Source organism: Pseudomonas sp. B7 (assembly GCF_016735645.1).
In the GTDB taxonomy this organism is placed as follows: Bacteria; Pseudomonadota; Gammaproteobacteria; order Pseudomonadales; family Pseudomonadaceae; genus Aquipseudomonas; species Aquipseudomonas glycinae.
The window spans coordinates 421,121-437,274 of sequence record NZ_JAERRE010000002.1; the positions used below are offsets into that span (position 1 = coordinate 421,121).

At 57.7% G+C, this 16,154-nt stretch carries 16 protein-coding genes; 6 read left to right on the top strand and 10 right to left on the bottom strand.

Annotated elements, in window-relative coordinates:
- The first annotated feature begins 137 nt into the window (after nt 1-137).
- Entirely contained in the window at nt 138-1,622 is a 1,485-nt protein-coding gene (locus JKA62_RS06835) for an APC family permease (RefSeq protein WP_011332633.1), read from the top strand.
- A gap of 61 nt (nt 1,623-1,683) precedes the next feature.
- Here the strand turns inward: JKA62_RS06835 and JKA62_RS06840 are convergent, their stop codons facing one another.
- Both JKA62_RS06840 and JKA62_RS06845 read right to left on the bottom strand, forming a co-directional pair.
- The gene (locus JKA62_RS06840) at nt 1,684-2,310 is read right to left on the bottom strand and encodes an RloB family protein (protein ID WP_011332632.1); all 627 of its coding nucleotides are present in this window, start codon (nt 2,308-2,310) and stop codon (nt 1,684-1,686) included.
- A 2-nt stretch (nt 2,311-2,312) separates the two neighbouring features.
- On the bottom strand, nt 2,313-3,578 hold the full coding sequence (locus JKA62_RS06845; protein ID WP_041475508.1) for an AAA family ATPase: 1,266 nt from the start codon (nt 3,576-3,578) through the stop codon (nt 2,313-2,315).
- 295 nt (nt 3,579-3,873) lie between these two features.
- On the opposite strand from JKA62_RS06845, the gene JKA62_RS06850 reads away from it, so the two are divergent.
- Both JKA62_RS06850 and JKA62_RS06855 read left to right on the top strand, forming a co-directional pair.
- Nucleotides 3,874-4,386, top strand: coding sequence for a BRO-N domain-containing protein (locus JKA62_RS06850; RefSeq protein WP_011332630.1), 513 nt, complete (start codon nt 3,874-3,876; stop codon nt 4,384-4,386).
- Between the two features lie 99 nt (nt 4,387-4,485).
- On the top strand, nt 4,486-4,689 hold the full coding sequence (locus JKA62_RS06855; protein ID WP_011332629.1) for a hypothetical protein: 204 nt from the start codon (nt 4,486-4,488) through the stop codon (nt 4,687-4,689).
- Nucleotides 4,690-4,699: 10 nt separating this feature from the next.
- Here the strand turns inward: JKA62_RS06855 and JKA62_RS06860 are convergent, their stop codons facing one another.
- Nucleotides 4,700-4,885, bottom strand: coding sequence for a hypothetical protein (locus tag JKA62_RS06860; protein ID WP_007954656.1), 186 nt, complete (start codon nt 4,883-4,885; stop codon nt 4,700-4,702).
- 403 nt (nt 4,886-5,288) lie between these two features.
- On the opposite strand from JKA62_RS06860, the gene JKA62_RS06865 reads away from it, so the two are divergent.
- Nucleotides 5,289-6,917: a glucan biosynthesis protein D gene (locus tag JKA62_RS06865; protein ID WP_011332628.1), complete on the top strand. Its 1,629-nt coding sequence runs from the start codon at nt 5,289-5,291 to the stop codon at nt 6,915-6,917.
- A 121-nt stretch (nt 6,918-7,038) separates the two neighbouring features.
- Here JKA62_RS06865 and JKA62_RS06870 read toward each other — a convergent pair whose 3' ends face one another.
- The 4 genes from JKA62_RS06870 to JKA62_RS06885 form a co-directional block, all read right to left on the bottom strand.
- The gene (locus tag JKA62_RS06870; RefSeq protein ID WP_011332627.1) at nt 7,039-7,572 is read right to left on the bottom strand and encodes a GNAT family N-acetyltransferase; all 534 of its coding nucleotides are present in this window, start codon (nt 7,570-7,572) and stop codon (nt 7,039-7,041) included.
- 91 nt (nt 7,573-7,663) lie between these two features.
- Nucleotides 7,664-8,770: an NADH:flavin oxidoreductase/NADH oxidase gene (locus tag JKA62_RS06875; protein ID WP_011332626.1), complete on the bottom strand. Its 1,107-nt coding sequence runs from the start codon at nt 8,768-8,770 to the stop codon at nt 7,664-7,666.
- A gap of 231 nt (nt 8,771-9,001) precedes the next feature.
- Nucleotides 9,002-10,711, bottom strand: a complete 1,710-nt coding sequence (gene recJ, locus JKA62_RS06880; RefSeq protein ID WP_011332625.1) for a single-stranded-DNA-specific exonuclease RecJ — start codon at nt 10,709-10,711, stop codon at nt 9,002-9,004.
- 54 nt (nt 10,712-10,765) lie between these two features.
- On the bottom strand, nt 10,766-11,308 hold the full coding sequence (locus JKA62_RS06885) for a YaeQ family protein (RefSeq protein ID WP_011332624.1): 543 nt from the start codon (nt 11,306-11,308) through the stop codon (nt 10,766-10,768).
- A gap of 146 nt (nt 11,309-11,454) precedes the next feature.
- On the opposite strand from JKA62_RS06885, the gene JKA62_RS06890 reads away from it, so the two are divergent.
- Nucleotides 11,455-12,654, top strand: a complete 1,200-nt coding sequence (locus tag JKA62_RS06890) for a CaiB/BaiF CoA transferase family protein (RefSeq protein ID WP_011332623.1) — start codon at nt 11,455-11,457, stop codon at nt 12,652-12,654.
- Nucleotides 12,655-12,667: 13 nt separating this feature from the next.
- A complete protein-coding gene (locus JKA62_RS06895) occupies nt 12,668-13,561 on the top strand; it encodes a TIGR02285 family protein (protein ID WP_011332622.1) in 894 nt (297 codons plus the stop codon).
- Nucleotides 13,562-13,735: 174 nt separating this feature from the next.
- Here the strand turns inward: JKA62_RS06895 and JKA62_RS06900 are convergent, their stop codons facing one another.
- The 3 genes from JKA62_RS06900 to JKA62_RS06910 all read right to left on the bottom strand — a co-directional run bounded on the left by JKA62_RS06900 (nt 13,736) and on the right by JKA62_RS06910 (nt 16,078).
- Nucleotides 13,736-14,017: a DUF3509 domain-containing protein gene (locus tag JKA62_RS06900; RefSeq protein ID WP_011332621.1), complete on the bottom strand. Its 282-nt coding sequence runs from the start codon at nt 14,015-14,017 to the stop codon at nt 13,736-13,738.
- A 164-nt stretch (nt 14,018-14,181) separates the two neighbouring features.
- A complete protein-coding gene (locus JKA62_RS06905) occupies nt 14,182-14,589 on the bottom strand; it encodes a response regulator (RefSeq protein ID WP_041475150.1) in 408 nt (135 codons plus the stop codon).
- Between the two features lie 118 nt (nt 14,590-14,707).
- Nucleotides 14,708-16,078: a transporter substrate-binding domain-containing protein gene (locus JKA62_RS06910; protein WP_201817372.1), complete on the bottom strand. Its 1,371-nt coding sequence runs from the start codon at nt 16,076-16,078 to the stop codon at nt 14,708-14,710.
- Between the last annotated feature and the right edge of the window lie 76 nt (nt 16,079-16,154).

The following is a 16,154-nucleotide window of genomic DNA, read 5'->3' on the forward strand; positions in this document are numbered from 1 at the left end:
CCCGGCTTCAAGGCAGAAACCGGCATTACGCACCACCAGGCATTCAAAACAATAACTACCGATCCGGGCGGCGCTCACCAAGCCCCGCCACGGCTTCGGCCATCCGAAATCTGCCGATTTCACGGAGCAAAACACACATGAGTGCATTACCCGATCTCTCAGCCGCCGTTGCCGACAGCGATGCCGAACAACTGCGCCAACTGGGTTACACCTCCAACTTCAACCGCAGCATGAGCCTGTGGGAAAACTTCGCGTTGGGCTTCACTTATCTGTCGCCGGTCGTAGGGGTTTATACCCTGTTCGGCCTGTGCCTGGCCGCTGGCGGGCCGCCGATGTTCTGGGCCTATTTGCTGGTCGGTTGCGGTCAATTGCTGGTGTGCCTGATCTTCGGCGAAGTGGTGTCGCAGTTCCCGATTTCCGGCGGTGTCTATCCTTGGGCGCGTCGCTTGGTGGGCAAGAAATGGGCATGGATGGTCGGCTGGATCTACTCCATAGCCCTGTGCGTGACCATCGCCGCCGTGGCAGTCGGTGCCGGCCCGTACCTCGCCGCCATGCTGGGTTTTGAGCCAAGCAACAACACCAACATCGTCATCGCCCTGGTACTGACCCTGTTCGCCACACTGGTCAACCTCAGCGGCACCAAAGTGCTGGCGCGGATCGCCATGTTCGGCTTCCTCTGCGAACTGGTGGGCGCGGTGATCGTCGGCGTGTACCTGCTGATTTTCGAGCGTCACCAGCCGATCAGCGTGCTGTTCAACACCTTCGATATCAGCGTCGACGGCTCCTACCTGCCGGCCTTCCTCACCGCTTCGCTGGCCGGGATGTTCCTCTACTACGGCTTCGAGGCCTGCGGCGACGTCGCCGAAGAAACCCCGAACCCGAGCGCAAAAATCCCGGTGGCCATGCGCATGACCATCTACATCGGCGGCATCGCGGCAATGTTCGCTTGCCTGGCGCTGATCCTCGCTGTGCCGGACATGCAGGCCGTGATCAACGGCACCGACAAGGATCCGGTCACCACCATCCTCAACAACGCCTTCGGCCCGGTGGGTTCGAAAGTGGTGATGGGCGTGGTAATGATTTCCTTCATCTCCTGCGTCATCAGCCTGCAAGCGGCGGCGAGTCGTCTGCTGTACTCCTACGCTCGCGATGAGATGGTCATCGGCAGCCGACTGCTGAAAAAGATTTCTCCTACGACCCAGGTTCCAGTTGCCGCCCTGTTCGTGTCCGGCGTCCTGCCCGGCCTGATCATCGCCCTCGGATTTTTCCTGCAAGACGCCGTGGCGACCATCGTCAGCTTCGCCGCCATCGGCATCTACCTCGCGTTCCAGATGATCGTCCTCGCCGCCCTGTACGCCCGCAGCAAAGGCTGGAAACCCAGCGGCAAATTCACCCTCGGCGCCTGGGGCTGGCCGGTGAACATCGGCGCGCTGGTATACGGCGTCGGCGCAATCATCAACATGGCCTGGCCACGCACCCCGGATGCGGCGTGGTACATCAACTACGCGATGGTGCTGAGCACGGCGATCGTGATTGGGCTGGGGCTGGTTTATATGTGGATTGGCAAGCCGTATGACCATGGGAAGGCGCCGGCTGGGGATGCGTGGAAGGTGGGTCGGTAACTCTCCTCCACCAAAATAAAGTCCCGGTTCTCAAATCACGGATCGGGACTTTGTTTGACTGCTATAGCAACTGAGGTTTAGAAAGGATTTCGAATTCATTCATTAGCAGGTGAATTTCAGTGCTGGGATTAGGTTCCCCACTGACAGCAACATCCTCAAGAACCTTCGGTGCTAAGGCTCGCGCTTTTTGAAATGGCTCACCAAGTAGCTGGGCAAAATAGCTTATATCTTTCCCCTTCTCGTATTTACCCATGTAAGGTTTCTCTCTAAGGCTTTTCGTCACGAGGTCTCCTGGAGAGTTTTTACCCACTGCAGTGAACGGCTTTCTGTTATAACCAAAATGCAACAACAACCAAAATTCGAAGCAAGGAAAGGACGCTATTATCTTTATTTTTTGATGTGGCTTAGCCAAATCAATTGCTCTATCAAAGCATAGATGAGTATCACGATCTAAAGCACAGAAGACCTTATCAAAACTCTTCTGTCGAGCAATCGCCCTTTCGACAATTCCACTTGGATGAGTTACCCCACAGTGAGCAATCTCTACTTGAGCATTAGCTCGAAAATGGTGAGCGGCGTCTTCAAGATAGCGTTTTCCAGACTTAGTATCCTCACACAGAATTAGAATCTTCGGCTGTGGTTTGAACTTCGAGCCTTTCCGATCAAAAGAATTTGCTGAGCGGCCCATGACTATTTCCTCCGGATCAGAGGTAGTCCACGATAGCGCCCTTCAAAATAACGCTTTTCTACATCCTCACCTTCTCGCCCCTCAAAATCATGGATTGAGAAAAGCTTAGTGGCACCATTTTCATCGCGCTCAGTTATCCAAAACTGATCACGCCTTAGCACCTTAGCATTCATCAAGTGCGTATCATGCGTGGTGAAAATCAACTGTGAGTCTATTTTCCTATCTAAGTGCTTCTCTATAAGATCGGCGACAATTTCCGGGTGCAAGCTACTATCAAGCTCGTCAACCGCCAATATGCCGCCTTCACTATCCGACCTAAAATTCATAGTTGTCCAAGGCAACCAAAAACCAATAAGGTTTTTTGTACCACCTGACTCCTCTGAAAAATCAAACTCCGCACTACCCAATAGAGTTGTGTGCGTTAGAGTCGTCTTATCGTTCTGATCTCCTCCAAACACATTTTCTGCCGATAAAGCTTCGGAGGCTTTCATCAGCGCCGTTTCAGCTACTGAATCTTCAAACTCAATGTTGGAAACTGGAATATCTACATCCCGCAAAAACTGTTCCAAATGTTCAGTAAACCTAGGAACTTTTTTCAGAATCCTTATTGACGCGGTAGACCAACGCAACATCGAATCCTGTTCAATTGACCAAAGAGTAGTTTTAAACCACTCAAACGGTTCTCTAAGCTGCCTCAATTCCTCACTACTATTTGCTACTGACTGCGCAATAAAAAGTGTTTTAGGGCTTGTCAGTCTCCTCCAAGCCTCATGGACCTCTTTCCCGCCCTCCAGCCCTTCACCAAAGATATAACGCTCGCCCTTGCTCGTTAGTTCACGACTATATAGCAAAGACTCCTTTCCCTTTGGGTAAGATGTAAGCCTTTCCTCAACAATTCTCTTTTCTGTAACCCCTAAAACAAACTGATAGCGAAGTCCATTTTTTATAAAGTTGTATTCAAAATTACTAGGCAGATCCGCAAGTTCAGGATCAAATCTAAATGCCTTTACAGGCAAGCCCTTATTATCTGCTGTAGGTGTGATACTCAACAACTCTGTCACTACACCCAAGGCCTGAATAAGCGAAGACTTTCCAGAGGCATTAGGTCCATAAATCGCCGCGACCTTCAGGAGATTTGGGAGTTTTTCTCCATCCACAAAAGGCTTAAACACGTTTCTTTTTTTACTAAGGCGTGGGGTTGCCACCATCGAAAGCGTCTGCTTCTCACGAAAGGAGCGATAGTTAGAAACTGAAAATTCAATCAACATGTAAAAAACCTGCACTTCGTGCGAAAAATTGAACTGAATATAGCTATTTTTGAGACGAAGTGCAGTTTTTTTACACATGATAAATTTTCAACGCCGAAAGGTCCTAGCGAACGAAGGACCTCCGCATTTCCTACAGATCACGTCGACTATGTGGACTTGGCGGTGAAACTCCTGCTAGGTAGGCTCTACTCCGGCTGTGATATCAACAGCCCGGTGTCGAAGCCGGAACAAAATCAAAATGGCGCAACCGCACTCATCCGAGTGGCGGCTCTATTCTCAATATTGGAGTCGACAAATGCCCAATCAAACTCAAAATTCCTCTAAAGATCATCCTTACTTCATCCCCACCGTATTCACCCGCCACAACCGCTTCCTCCACGCTCTCCTTCTCGATCACCAAGCCTGGTTCTGCGCTCAGGATCTCGGCCGCATGATGGGCCATCCCTTGAACCCACGCGTCACCCTGAAACTCGACCCCGACCAACGCCGCACCGTCCGGCTGAGCAAGTACGGCAAAGTTGTCGAGACGCCAATGGTCAGCGAATCCGGCATGTTTGCGCTGCTGGTTCACCATTTCATCCCGGAAAACCGCAACCTGCGCCAATGGCTGAGTAATGAAGTCATTCCCATCCTGCGGGAAACCAGCTCAGTAACAGCGGAGAACTGCCCGAGCCTGAGCTCGATGCATTGGGCCGGCGTCACCGTGCCGCTGTTGCACTGGCAACAACAGGCTTGGGTGAAATGGCGTGATATGCCGGAATTAGTGCTTGGTCAGCAGCCCTATCTGGTCGCGGGGACATGTAGCTGACGGCCTCACTTGGGCCAATGAAAAAGGGCCGGACTCCAGAGTCCGACCCTTCAATGTTTACCATCAACCTCGACCAATTTCTGACCGAGTCCCTAACAGATGCACAACGCCATCCCTGCACTACCGCCCATTCTCGAAATCATCCCGAGCGACGAGAATTTTGCTGAAGACTACCTGCAAAAACTCGTCAAACAATGTGCGGTTGCCGAGCATCTGCACGCAATCCATGTCGGCATCGCCGATGCTGACGCGGGTAAGTTGATTGATCTGGCCACCGTGAAAGCCAAATGGCTTTCACGGTGAACCTCCTGTTTCAAAACCGCGAAACACTCCTCATCGCATCCACCAGATACCGCATCGCAATCCGGTCGCTTTCCGACAACTCCCGGTAACGCTCCACCAGTTTCAGTTCGTCAGGACTGAGCCGGCGTCTTCGCCGGACGTTGGTGAGGCAGGGAAAGATGCCCAGCATTTCGGTGATGCCTTGTCCTTTTGTCATGGACGATGTCCTTTTCCAGTACGTCAGAAATTTTCGATAACCGCATCGCCCTGCTCCTTTAAGCAGCGATTTGAGCCCTGCCGGTCGGATGGGTCGTGACCGGCGATGCCCATAGAATAGAAATTAAATCGGCGCTGAAAAGCTGTTTTTAGAGTAATTAGTCGAAAAAAGCAGATATGCCCTATAAATCAGAAAGGTCTGTGAGATAAATAACCGTAACGTCTTGTTTCATTGAGACGCTGTCGCCGTGCCATCAATGAATTTTGCAAAATCGGCGAACCGATTAAGCTAGCGGGCATCTGTTACTAGTCCGTAGCGTTTGGCCGAAGGCTTGTCCGAACCGTAATTTCTGATCCAGTACGTGCCAGGAACGGCGCGGGATTGTCCACGACAGGTTGTATCTATGCACCGCAGGAATTTGCTCAAAGCGTCCATGGCCATTGCGGCCTATACCGGCCTATCGGCTACGGGCCTGCTGGCCTCCCGCGCCTGGGCCGCCTCTGGCGGTGCCGCCGACGGTGAGGCCCAGGCCTTCGACTTTGAAACGCTGAAGCGCCAGGCCAAGCAACTGGCCGGCAGCGCCTATCAGGACACCAAACAGGTGCTGCCGCCGACCCTGGCGACCATGACCCCGCAGAACTTCAACGCGATCCGCTACGACGGCGAGCATTCGCTGTGGAAGGAGAACAAGGGTCAGCTCGATGTGCAGTTCTTCCACGTCGGCATGGGTTTCCGCCAGCCGGTGCGCATGTACAGCGTCGATCCGAAGACCCGCACGGCCCGCGAGGTGCATTTCCGCCCTCAGCTGTTCAACTATGAAAACACCTCGGTCGACACCCAGCAGCTCAAGGGCGACCTAGGTTTTGCCGGCTTCAAGCTGTTCAAGGCGCCGGAACTGGATCGGCATGACGTGGTGTCGTTCCTCGGCGCCAGCTACTTCCGCGCCGTGGATGCCACTGGCCAATATGGCCTCTCCGCCCGTGGCCTGGCTGTCGACACCTACGCCAAGAAACGCGAAGAATTCCCTGACTTCACCAAGTTCTGGTTCGAGACCCCGGATCAGAACGCGACCCGCTTCGTGGTCTACGCCCTGCTCGACTCGCCGAGCGCGACCGGCGCCTATCGCTTCGACATCGATTGCCAGGCTGAGCGCGTGGTGATGGAAGTCGATGCTCACATCAACGCCCGCACCGCCATCGAACAACTGGGCATCGCTCCGATGACCAGCATGTTCAGTTGCGGCACCCACGAGCGCCGGATGTGCGACACCATCCACCCGCAAATCCATGACTCGGATCGTCTGGCCATGTGGCGCGGCAACGGCGAGTGGATCTGCCGTCCGCTGAACAACCCGGCAACCTTGCAATTCAACGCCTTCGCCGACACCGATCCGAAAGGTTTCGGTCTGGTGCAGACCGACCACGAATTCGCCAACTATCAGGACACCGTCGACTGGTACAGCAAGCGTCCGAGTCTGTGGGTAGAACCTACAACCGCGTGGGGCGAAGGCTCTATCGATCTGCTGGAAATTCCTACAACCGGCGAGACACTCGATAACATCGTTGCGTTCTGGACGCCGAAGAAACCGGTAGCCGCCGGGGATTCGCTGAACTACGGCTACAAGCTCTACTGGAGCGCCCTGCCGCCGGTCGGCACGCCGCTGGCGCGGGTGCATGCGACCCGTTCGGGCATGGGAGGCTTCGTCGAAGGCTGGGCACCGGGCGAGCATTACCCGCCGGTCTGGGCCCGTCGCTTTGCCGTGGACTTCACCGGTGGTGGGCTTGATCGCCTGCCACAGGGCACCGGGATCGAACCGGTGGTCACTTGCTCCAACGGCAAGGTGCAGGACTTCAGCGTGCTGGTGCTGGATGACATCAAGGGCTACCGGATCCTGTTCGACTGGTACCCGACCAACGACAGTGTCGAGCCGGTTGAACTGCGGCTGTTTATCCGCACCAATGACCGCACGCTGAGTGAGACCTGGTTGTACCAGTACTTCCCACCGGCGCCGGACAAGCGCAAATACCCTTGATGATTCTCTGACGTCGGATCGGGCCTCATCGCTGGCAAGCCAGCTCCCACATGGATATCGATTGATCACAGAGCTTGTGTACAACCGAAAACCTGTGGAAGCGAGCTTGCTCGCGATGGCGTCAGTCCAGGTGACAGTAAAAGTGGATATCGTGAGGTTCGAGTGCAAACAGCTCGGGATCCGGTTGCGCCAGCAACCGGCAACCCTGGCGCTGATAGAACTCCACGGTATTGCGCGACTCGGTCGCCGAGACGTACAGCGCCTCGGCGCCGATCCTCCGACCATGGGCGCAGGCCAAGGCAAACAACCGCCCGCCCAGCCCCTGTCCACGCCAGCCGCGGCTGATGTGCAGAAACTTCAACTGCCGCATCTTCAAACCCTGATTGTGAATAACCCGGTTATCCACAACCACTGCCGCCACCAGCGTCTCGCCATCGAAAATCCCGTGTAGCCACCCACCGCTGCGCCAGCATTTTTCCAATACCCGCGCATTGTCCTCCGCCTCCCCTTCGGGCCAGCCGCGCATGTCGAAACGCGCCGGATACAGAATCAACTCACCGTTTTCCACGCGATAGCATTCTTCGACCAACTCGCTGCGGTCGATCAGCGCCAGCAGCGGCAAGTCAGACTCAGTCAGCTCACGTTCGATCAACATCGCGTTTCATTCCTTTGCAATTCCGGACGGCAGGCAAGAAAAAACCCGCCGGTTCAATGGCGGGTTTTATAGGCTTTGCGACCGGTCGGAATCAATCCCGCAGATCAGACTCGTGAATCGGCTGATCCCGATGGGTCGCACGCTGATACTGCGCCGGCCACACCGCTTTGCGTCCTCCCAGGTCATCGTCGGCGTGCAGTGGCCAGTACGGATCACGCAGCAGCTCACGGGCGAGGAAGATGATATCGGCCTGGCAGGTTCTCAGGATGTGCTCGGCCTGAGCCGGCTCGGTAATCATTCCCACGGTGCCGGTGGCGATGCCTGACTCCTTGCGCACCCGTTCGGCGAAGCGCGTCTGATATCCCGGCCCCACGGGGATTTCCGCGTTGACTGCCGTGCCGCCCGATGACACATCGATCAGATCAGCCCCCAAGGCTTTCAGGCGTCGCGCCAGCTCCACGGTTTCATCGGGATTCCAGCCGTCTTCCACCCAATCGGTAGCCGAAAGGCGCACGAACACCGGCAGTTCTTCCGGCCACACCGCGCGTACCGCCTCGGTCACTTGCAGCACCAGACGAATACGGTTTTCGAACGAACCGCCGTACTGGTCACGTCGCTGATTACTCAGCGGTGATAGAAACTGGTGCAGCAGATAACCGTGCGCCGCATGCACCTCGACCACACTGAAACCGGCGGTCAGCGCACGTTTGGCTGCGGCCACGAAATCCTGAATGACCTGGGCGATCTGCCCTTCATCCAGCTGTTTCGGTTGGGTGTGTTGCGGGTCGAAGGCAATCGGCGAAGGCCCCACCGGGATCCAGCCACCGTCCTCCGGTTTGACGCTGCCGTGCTTGCCGATCCACGGCCGATGGGTGCTGGCCTTGCGCCCGGCGTGAGCCAATTGAATGCCGGCCACTGCGCCCTGCGCGTTGATGAAACGGGTGATGCGTTGCAGGGGTAGGATCTGTTCGTCGTTCCACAGGCCCAGGTCTTCGGCGGTGATCCGCCCGTCGGCCGTGATCGCCGTAGCTTCGGTAAACACCAGGCCAGCGCCCCCCACGGCACGACTGCCGAGGTGCACCAGATGCCAGTCATTGGCCAGGCCATCGACGCTGGAATACTGGCACATGGGCGACACGGCGATGCGGTTGGACAGGGTCAGTTGGCGAAGGGTAAAGGGTTCAAGCAGCAGACTCATGGGGCACCTCTCAAATCAGTGGGCAGGCTCCAGGGTTCTGTTTGAAAAGTCGACGAGTGACAGGAAAAAGGTGCAGCACCCGCCCCCGCGGGCAAAAAATTCGACAAGACGTCACAAGGCCAATCAAGCAGTGCTTAGAGCCTAGTCGACATCCGGGGATGAGGGAGGGTTCCGAAATGAAACAGCACAATTGAAGATGCCTGCGCCCTTCAGTAAAGGGCGCAATGATCTTTAGCGCGGCTCGATATGAGCAATCATCAACTGCACGGTCTCATTGCCGCGAAACTCGTTGAGGTCGAGCTTGTAAGCCAGTTCGACCCATTTGATCGTCGGGTTCGGCCAGATATCGCGATCAATCCCGAACGCGATGCCATCAAGCTTCACCGAACCGCATTCGGTTTTCAGCACCACTTTCAGGTGCCGCTCACCCACAACCCGCTGCTCGACCAACTGGAACACCCCGTGAAACAGCGGTTCTGGAAAATGCTGGCCCCATGGCCCGGCGTGGCGCAGGGCACGAGCCAGCTCCAGATGAAACTCCTCGACCGCCAGCGTGCCGTCCGACAGCAGGCGCCCGGTCAGGTCCTCTTCGCGAAGTTGCCTACGCACCTCGGCGTCGAAGGCCTCGGCAAACAACGAAAAATTCTCCTGCGGCAAGGTCAGACCGGCCGCCATCGCATGGCCACCGTACTTGCTGATCAGATCCGGATGTTGTGCCGCGACCACGCTCAGCGCATCACGAATATGGAAACCCTGCACCGAACGGCCCGAGCCCTTGAGCAGGCCGTCGCCGGCATCGGCGAAGGCGATGGTCGGGCGGAAATACCGCTCCTTCATCCGCGAAGCCAGAATACCGATGACGCCCTGGTGCCATTCCGGATCGAACAGGCACAAACCGAACGGCATCGACTCGACCGGCAAGTCCTTGAGCTGGGCCAGCGCTTCACGCTGCATGCCTTGCTCGATGGATTTGCGGTCCTGATTCATGCCGTCCAGTTGCGCCGCCATTTCCCGGGCCAGCGCAGCGTCGTGGGTCAGCAGGCATTCGATGCCCAGGCTCATGTCATCCAGACGTCCCGCCGCGTTCAGGCGCGGGCCGACGATAAATCCGAGGTCGGTAGACGTAATGCGCGAAGCCTCACGCTTGGCCACTTCCAGGATCGCCTTGATCCCCGGCCGCGCACGTCCGGCGCGAATTCGCTCCAGACCCTGGTGCACCAGAATCCGGTTGTTGGCATCCAACGGCACCACGTCGGCAACGCTGCCCAGCGCCACCAGATCCAGCAGTTCGCCGATGTTTGGCTGCGGCTTGTTCTCGTACCAGCCAAGGCTGCGCAGACGTGCACGCAAAGCCATCAACACATAGAAAATCACCCCGACCCCGGCCAGCGCCTTGCTCGGGAACTCGCAGCCGGGCTGGTTCGGATTGACCAGTGCATCGGCCTGCGGCAGTTCATCGCCGGGCAAGTGGTGGTCAGTAATCAAGACCTTCAGGCCATGGCGCTTCGCGGCCGCGACACCTTCAACGCTGGAAATACCGTTGTCGACGGTGATCAGCAACTGCGGCTCGCGGGTCATCGCGACTTCGACGATTTCCGGGGTCAGGCCGTAGCCGTATTCGAAGCGGTTTGGCACCAGATAATCGACGTGCGCCGCGCCCAGCAGGCGCAAACCGAGCACGCCCACGGTGCTGGCCGTCGCGCCGTCGGCGTCGAAATCGCCGACGATCAGGATCCGCTGCCGCTGCTCCAGCGCTGTCACCAGCAGGTCAACCGCCGCATCGATCCCTTTGAGCTGCTGGAACGGAATCAGCCGCGCCAGGCTCTTGTCCAGCTCCGCCTCGGACTGCACGCCCCGCGCCGCATACAGGCGGGTCAGCAGGGGTGGCAGTTCACCGAGAAACGGCAGAGTGGCGGGCAACGGGCGAGGATCGATACGCATGGGGTGACAGGAGCTTCTCTTGAATACGTGGGATTTTTCCGGAGTAGCGCGGACTTAACCGCGCTCACCCTGCAGCCAGGTGAGCTGGACTTCGTGTTGGCCACGGTCATCGGTGACGAAGATCGTGCCTTCGCTGATCATTACGTCCCACTTGATGACGCGGGGCATGTCCTTGGCCAGGGTTTCCAGCACTTCCTGCGGGACTGCGGCAATGTTGACGTTCTTCAGGTTCTTGATTGCCGGAATCACTTTGCCTTCCCAGACGCGCAGGCTGCCGTAGGCCAGCAGACTGGTGCGCTCGGTGCGACGGGAGCACCAGGTCAAGCGATCGGCGTCCGGTTGGCCGACTTCGATCCAGTGCAGGACACGGTCGTCCAGGCTCTTTTCCCACAGCGCAGGTTCATCCACGTCCGACAGACCACGACCGAACGACAGTTGCTCGTTGTACCAGAGCGCGTAGGCCAACAGCCGCACGGTCATGCGTTCTTCGGTTTCCGAAGGATGGCGGGCGATAGTCTGCTTCACGTTCTCGTAGACGCTACGGTCGAGGTCGGTGAGGTTCAGTTCGAATTTGTAGGTAGTGGACGGCTGGGCCATGAACGAGCTTCTTGATACGAGGAAAGTCGGCAAGTCTAACCGATGCTGTAGGCAATCCACGAATTGATGGCGATCAACCTTGCGCGACTGACAGCCGGCTATGTTAAAACGCTGTATCCGCTCAGCCTTGTCCTACAGGATCTCGCATGCCGTTCGCCAACAAACCGCTCAGCGGTCTGAAAGTCATTGAATTGGGTACTTTGATTGCCGGGCCGTTTGCCTCGCGCATCTGCGGCGAATTCGGCGCCGAAGTGATCAAGATCGAGTCGCCGGACGGCGGTGATCCGTTGCGAAAGTGGCGCAAGTTGTACGAAGGCACGTCGCTGTGGTGGTTCGTCCAGGCACGCAACAAAAAGTCCCTGACGCTGAACCTGAAACACCCCGACGGCCTGGCGATCCTGAAAAAACTGCTGGGTGAAGCCGATATCCTGATCGAAAACTTCCGCCCCGGCGTGCTGGAAAAACTCGGTCTGAGCTGGGAAACCCTTCACGCACTCAATCCCAAACTGGTGATGGTGCGCCTGTCCGGTTTCGGCCAGACCGGGCCGATGAAGGACCAGCCAGGTTTCGGCGCGGTCGGCGAATCCATGGGCGGCCTGCGCTACATCACCGGTTTCGAAGACCGGCCGCCGGTGCGCACCGGGATTTCCATTGGCGATTCGATTGCGGCTTTGTGGGGCGTGATCGGCGCGTTGATGGCTTTGCGTCATCGCGAGGTCAACGGCGGTCTCGGTCAGGTGGTCGATGTGGCGTTGTACGAAGCCATCTTCGCCATGATGGAAAGCATGGTCCCGGAGTTCGATGTGTTCGGATTCATTCGCGAGCGTACCGGCAACATCATGCCGGGCATCACACCCTCCTCGATCCACACCAGCGCCGACGGCAAACACGTGCAGATCGGCGCCAACGGTGATGCGATTTTCAAGCGTTTCATGCTGATCATCGGCCGTGAAGATCTGGCCAATGACGCGGCGCTGGCCAGCAATGACGGGCGCGACACTCGCCGCGACGAGCTATACGGCGTGATCGACCGTTGGGTCAATTCGCTGCCGCTGCAAACCGTGCTGGACCTGCTGAACCAGGCGGAGGTGCCCGCCAGCCGGATCTTCAGCGCCGAAGACATGTTCAACGATCCGCAGTACCTGGCCCGGGAAATGTTCCTGCAGGCCAAACTGCCGGACGGCAAACCCTTCAAGATGCCAGGCATCGTGCCGAAACTCTCTGAGACACCCGGCTCGTCCGAATGGGTCGGACCGCAGCTCGGTGAACACAATGCGCAGGTACTCCACGATCTTGGCTACGACGAGAAGCAGATCGCCCGGCTGCGCGAAGACGGAGCCATCTGAGCTGAATCGCCTGATGCCCTCGGCCTCGAACCGCGCCCACCATTGGTGGACCTGGCGGTTGTTCGGCCTGCTATTCCTGCTGGTGCTGCCGACGTGGGCGCAGGCCAAGCCAACGCTGATCTGGCTGCTGCGCGACCTGCCGCCGTTGACGATCTTCGAGGGTCCGAAAAAGGGCCAGGGCGTTATCGATCAATTGATGCCGATGCTGATTGCCGGCATGCCGCAATACGAACACACCTTGATGCGGGTCAATCGCGCCCGTGGCACTCAAATGCTGCATGAACATCCCTTCGCTTGCGACCCGTCGCTGATCTGGAACAAGGAACGGGCACAGTGGATCGCGTTCTCCATTCCCGCGTTCCGTGCTGTCAGCAATGGCTTGGTGGTGCGTCAGAGAGATCGCGAAGTGCTGGAGCCATTTCTGGTCGAGGGCGAAGTCGACCTGTCGGCGTTTCTGGCCAACGGCGAGCGAAAAGTCGGAGTGGTCGCGGAGCGCAGTTATGGCGAGTACATCGATACATTGCTGCATCAGGCACCGAGCGGCGCGCTGACGCCTCACTACGGCAACGATGCGCTCATCAGTCTGCTGTCGATGCAGCGTCTGGGGCGTTTGCAGGTGGTGCTGGGTTACTGGCCGGAAATCCGTTATCAGGCGCGCCAGGCCAAGATCGCCGAGGACGAATTGCTGTTCTTCCCGATTCGCGGCACGGGCAAGTATCTGTCGGGCCATGTGGGCTGCACCGACACTACCGCAGGCCGGCAGGCAATCACGGAAATCAATCAGCTGTTGCGCACCCTGCCCCACGAACATCTCAACCAGCTCTACGCCGATTGGCTCGACCCCGAGAGGCGCCAGGACTATCTGGAACAGGCGCGGATTTTCTTCCAGCAACAAGCCGCGCAGTGAAATCCGGGCAAAAAGAAACCCCGAGAAGTGGGGAGACGACTCGGGGTTAAACGTGGTCTGTATCAAAGACCCGTAGCAGCAAGCGACAAGCACCGGAGCACAATGCTTGATCCTGCCGTTACGGGGTCTGACTGACCTGGGTGCAGGAAGGTTCCCACAAAAGAAAAATCAGTTTCAGAGGGTCGGGTGCTTGTCGAGGGCCGCGTTTCGCAACGCCGCGATCACACAAGGCTCCAGCCGGCCTTCGGCAATCAGGATGTCACGGTGCAGACCGTCGACTACATCCGTCAGTTGGCGCCTGTCGCTCAATTGCGCCTGATTGAATTCGCGCTCCACCACGATCGCGCCGCTGCCGTTCTTCAAGGTCACCAGGCATTCGCCATGGCGACCGCGAGGGGTCAACGTCACCTGATACGGGCTCAGAGCCTCACCGAGCAATAGACTGATACTTTCCATCTCGATCTCCACTCAATAGTCCGAAAACACAGTGTCTGGGGCGTGTTCACAGTAAATGACCACCGGCCCGAGAGGAAAGTTCTGCCTGCCGCCGGCCTCTCCCGGAGCGTCACCGGCCTATCGGAGCATGCATGGCGAAGATGACAGAAAAATAACCGGCCGCCTCAGGCACTGACCGGATGTCGGGGTGACGACAGGTAGCGGTCCAGCAACTTGCGCATCAGCACGGCCGAAACCGGCGTAGGCAGGCTGCCCAGAAGCCTCACCCCGTCGTCCTCCATGAGCACCTCAAGATCGGCCAACAGGCTGGGGGCTACCATCCCCAGCAAAATCAGCGACCGTGCCTTTTGTCGAGCGACCAGATGCGTGATCAGTGCCAGTCCGTCACCGCCCTTCAGCTGGGGATTGCATATGGCGATATCGACCGCGCCGCGTCGTTCGAGTGAACGCTTTGCCGAACTCAGCGTGGGAGCGGTCAATACATCGTAGATACCAATGGCGTTGAGCATCTGGTGCAACGCCATCAGCTGGAACGGATTGGGTTCTAGAATCAGGATCTTGAGCGAGCGCATGGGACGACCTCTGGAGCGACAATCGCGGATTCACGCCGCAGTGGCCTGTCACTCTAGGGCAGTGGTCCTAAGCCTCCCATCAGAAAAGGAATCGCTGCTTATAGGACTTTTCCCATCTTTAATGCAGACATCGACACCCGCTCTCCTTCCGCCGCTCGGTGATGTCCGTCCAGCCTCCGAGCAGGCCACGCAGCTTTCCGTCGGCACTGTAAAACGGCACCGTCCACTGATAGATCTGACGGGGGCCGCTCTTGAACATCAACTGTCGTTTGCTGAAGCGTGTTTTACGCGTACCCAGCTGCGCCATGAATTCGTCGTGCAGCATCAATGCCGTAGCCTGCGGAAGTGCATCAAACTCGAACAGCATGCGGCCCAGCACCTGCTCCTGCCGGACCGAAAGAGCATCCTCATAACTGCGGTTGCACATGATCAAGCGTCCCTGCAGATCGCGCACGAACACGGGGTCGGGCATCGCATCGATCAGTGCGTGTTGAAAGGCCAGTTGATCGCCCAGATCCTTTTCCGCCTCACGTCGCTGTTTTACTTGCGCCGCCAGTCGACGGTTCCACAATAGCGACAGCAGCCCAAACAAACCCACAGCGCCCATTGCCCAGCAGCCCCACTCGATCATGCGTGCCCCGATCGAGGGTGCGGGCACAGGGGAAACGCCTCCCAGCCATTTAAGACGCATGGCCCGCAGTTCAGCCCCCGAGAAAGCACCCAATGCCTTGTTGAGGATGCTCAGCAGTTCAGGCATTCCCTTGCGGACGGCCAGATGATCGGCCTCCCACTTGCCCTCCACGAGACCACCGACCTTGAGCAGCCCTGAGGGAAACAGCTGAGCCCCGATCTCGTTTTCGATAGTGGCGTAGGCCTCGCCGCTCTCGACCAGTGCCCGAGCCTCGGCATAGGTCTTGACCGAGCGGATCTGGATCGACGGGTAGTCGCGTCGGATGCTGTCCTCAAGCGCATGCCTGGCCGGCAGCACCAGTACCCGCTTGGTCAGCGTTGCGAGCGACTGTATCGCCGGCTCGTCCGAATGACCGACGAACACCCATCCGGCACCACCGAACGCGTGACTGAAGTCCAGAAATACCTTGCGCTCGTCATTCATTGCCAACGTCGTGCTGATGTCGGCCACGCCACTCTGGAGCCGTTCCAGCATGTGATCGGTGGAAAACGACTCCTGATGGACGAACTGCAATCCGGTCATGGTGCTGATGTGCTTGAGCACATCGTTGTTCAAGCCGCTCCACTGGCCATGCTCGTCCTGAAACAGATACAACGGGTATTGCACCGAGGCAACGACCACTCGGGGATTCTCTCGAATCCACTGACGCTCATGTTCATCCAGCTCGATAAGCTGAACACTCTCCAGCGCCTCGGAATGCTTCGCCAGATGGGCAGCTTCGGCCCACTGCGCCAGCCCGAAGCCTCCCAACAAAAACCACCAGCACAGGGCTGGTTTCAATCCTGAAAAAAACCGCATTGCCACATCCTTCGTCATCGACTCGCCCGTCCTTGGTGGGCGAAACGCGCGCAGTGTGGCATGCAAAAACAAGAAA

What these genes read in the sequence shown, in the direction of transcription:
- JKA62_RS06855 (WP_011332629.1), top strand. Translation starts at nt 4,486, where the DNA reads ATGCACAACGCCATCCCTGCACTACCGCCCATTCTCGAAATCATCCCG.
- recJ (WP_011332625.1), bottom strand. Translation starts at nt 10,711, where the DNA reads ATGCGTATCGATCCTCGCCCGTTGCCCGCCACTCTGCCGTTTCTCGGT.
- JKA62_RS06845 (WP_041475508.1), bottom strand. Translation starts at nt 3,578, where the DNA reads ATGTTGATTGAATTTTCAGTTTCTAACTATCGCTCCTTTCGTGAGAAG.
- JKA62_RS06875 (WP_011332626.1), bottom strand. Translation starts at nt 8,770, where the DNA reads ATGAGTCTGCTGCTTGAACCCTTTACCCTTCGCCAACTGACCCTGTCC.
- JKA62_RS06835 (WP_011332633.1), top strand. Translation starts at nt 138, where the DNA reads ATGAGTGCATTACCCGATCTCTCAGCCGCCGTTGCCGACAGCGATGCC.
- JKA62_RS06905 (WP_041475150.1), bottom strand. Translation starts at nt 14,589, where the DNA reads ATGCGCTCGCTCAAGATCCTGATTCTAGAACCCAATCCGTTCCAGCTG.
- JKA62_RS06865 (WP_011332628.1), top strand. Translation starts at nt 5,289, where the DNA reads ATGCACCGCAGGAATTTGCTCAAAGCGTCCATGGCCATTGCGGCCTAT.
- JKA62_RS06885 (WP_011332624.1), bottom strand. Translation starts at nt 11,308, where the DNA reads ATGGCCCAGCCGTCCACTACCTACAAATTCGAACTGAACCTCACCGAC.
- JKA62_RS06895 (WP_011332622.1), top strand. Translation starts at nt 12,668, where the DNA reads ATGCCCTCGGCCTCGAACCGCGCCCACCATTGGTGGACCTGGCGGTTG.
- JKA62_RS06900 (WP_011332621.1), bottom strand. Translation starts at nt 14,017, where the DNA reads ATGGAAAGTATCAGTCTATTGCTCGGTGAGGCTCTGAGCCCGTATCAG.
- JKA62_RS06850 (WP_011332630.1), top strand. Translation starts at nt 3,874, where the DNA reads ATGCCCAATCAAACTCAAAATTCCTCTAAAGATCATCCTTACTTCATC.
- JKA62_RS06910 (WP_201817372.1), bottom strand. Translation starts at nt 16,078, where the DNA reads ATGCGGTTTTTTTCAGGATTGAAACCAGCCCTGTGCTGGTGGTTTTTG.
- JKA62_RS06860 (WP_007954656.1), bottom strand. Translation starts at nt 4,885, where the DNA reads ATGACAAAAGGACAAGGCATCACCGAAATGCTGGGCATCTTTCCCTGC.
- JKA62_RS06870 (WP_011332627.1), bottom strand. Translation starts at nt 7,572, where the DNA reads ATGTTGATCGAACGTGAGCTGACTGAGTCTGACTTGCCGCTGCTGGCG.
- JKA62_RS06840 (WP_011332632.1), bottom strand. Translation starts at nt 2,310, where the DNA reads ATGGGCCGCTCAGCAAATTCTTTTGATCGGAAAGGCTCGAAGTTCAAA.
- JKA62_RS06890 (WP_011332623.1), top strand. Translation starts at nt 11,455, where the DNA reads ATGCCGTTCGCCAACAAACCGCTCAGCGGTCTGAAAGTCATTGAATTG.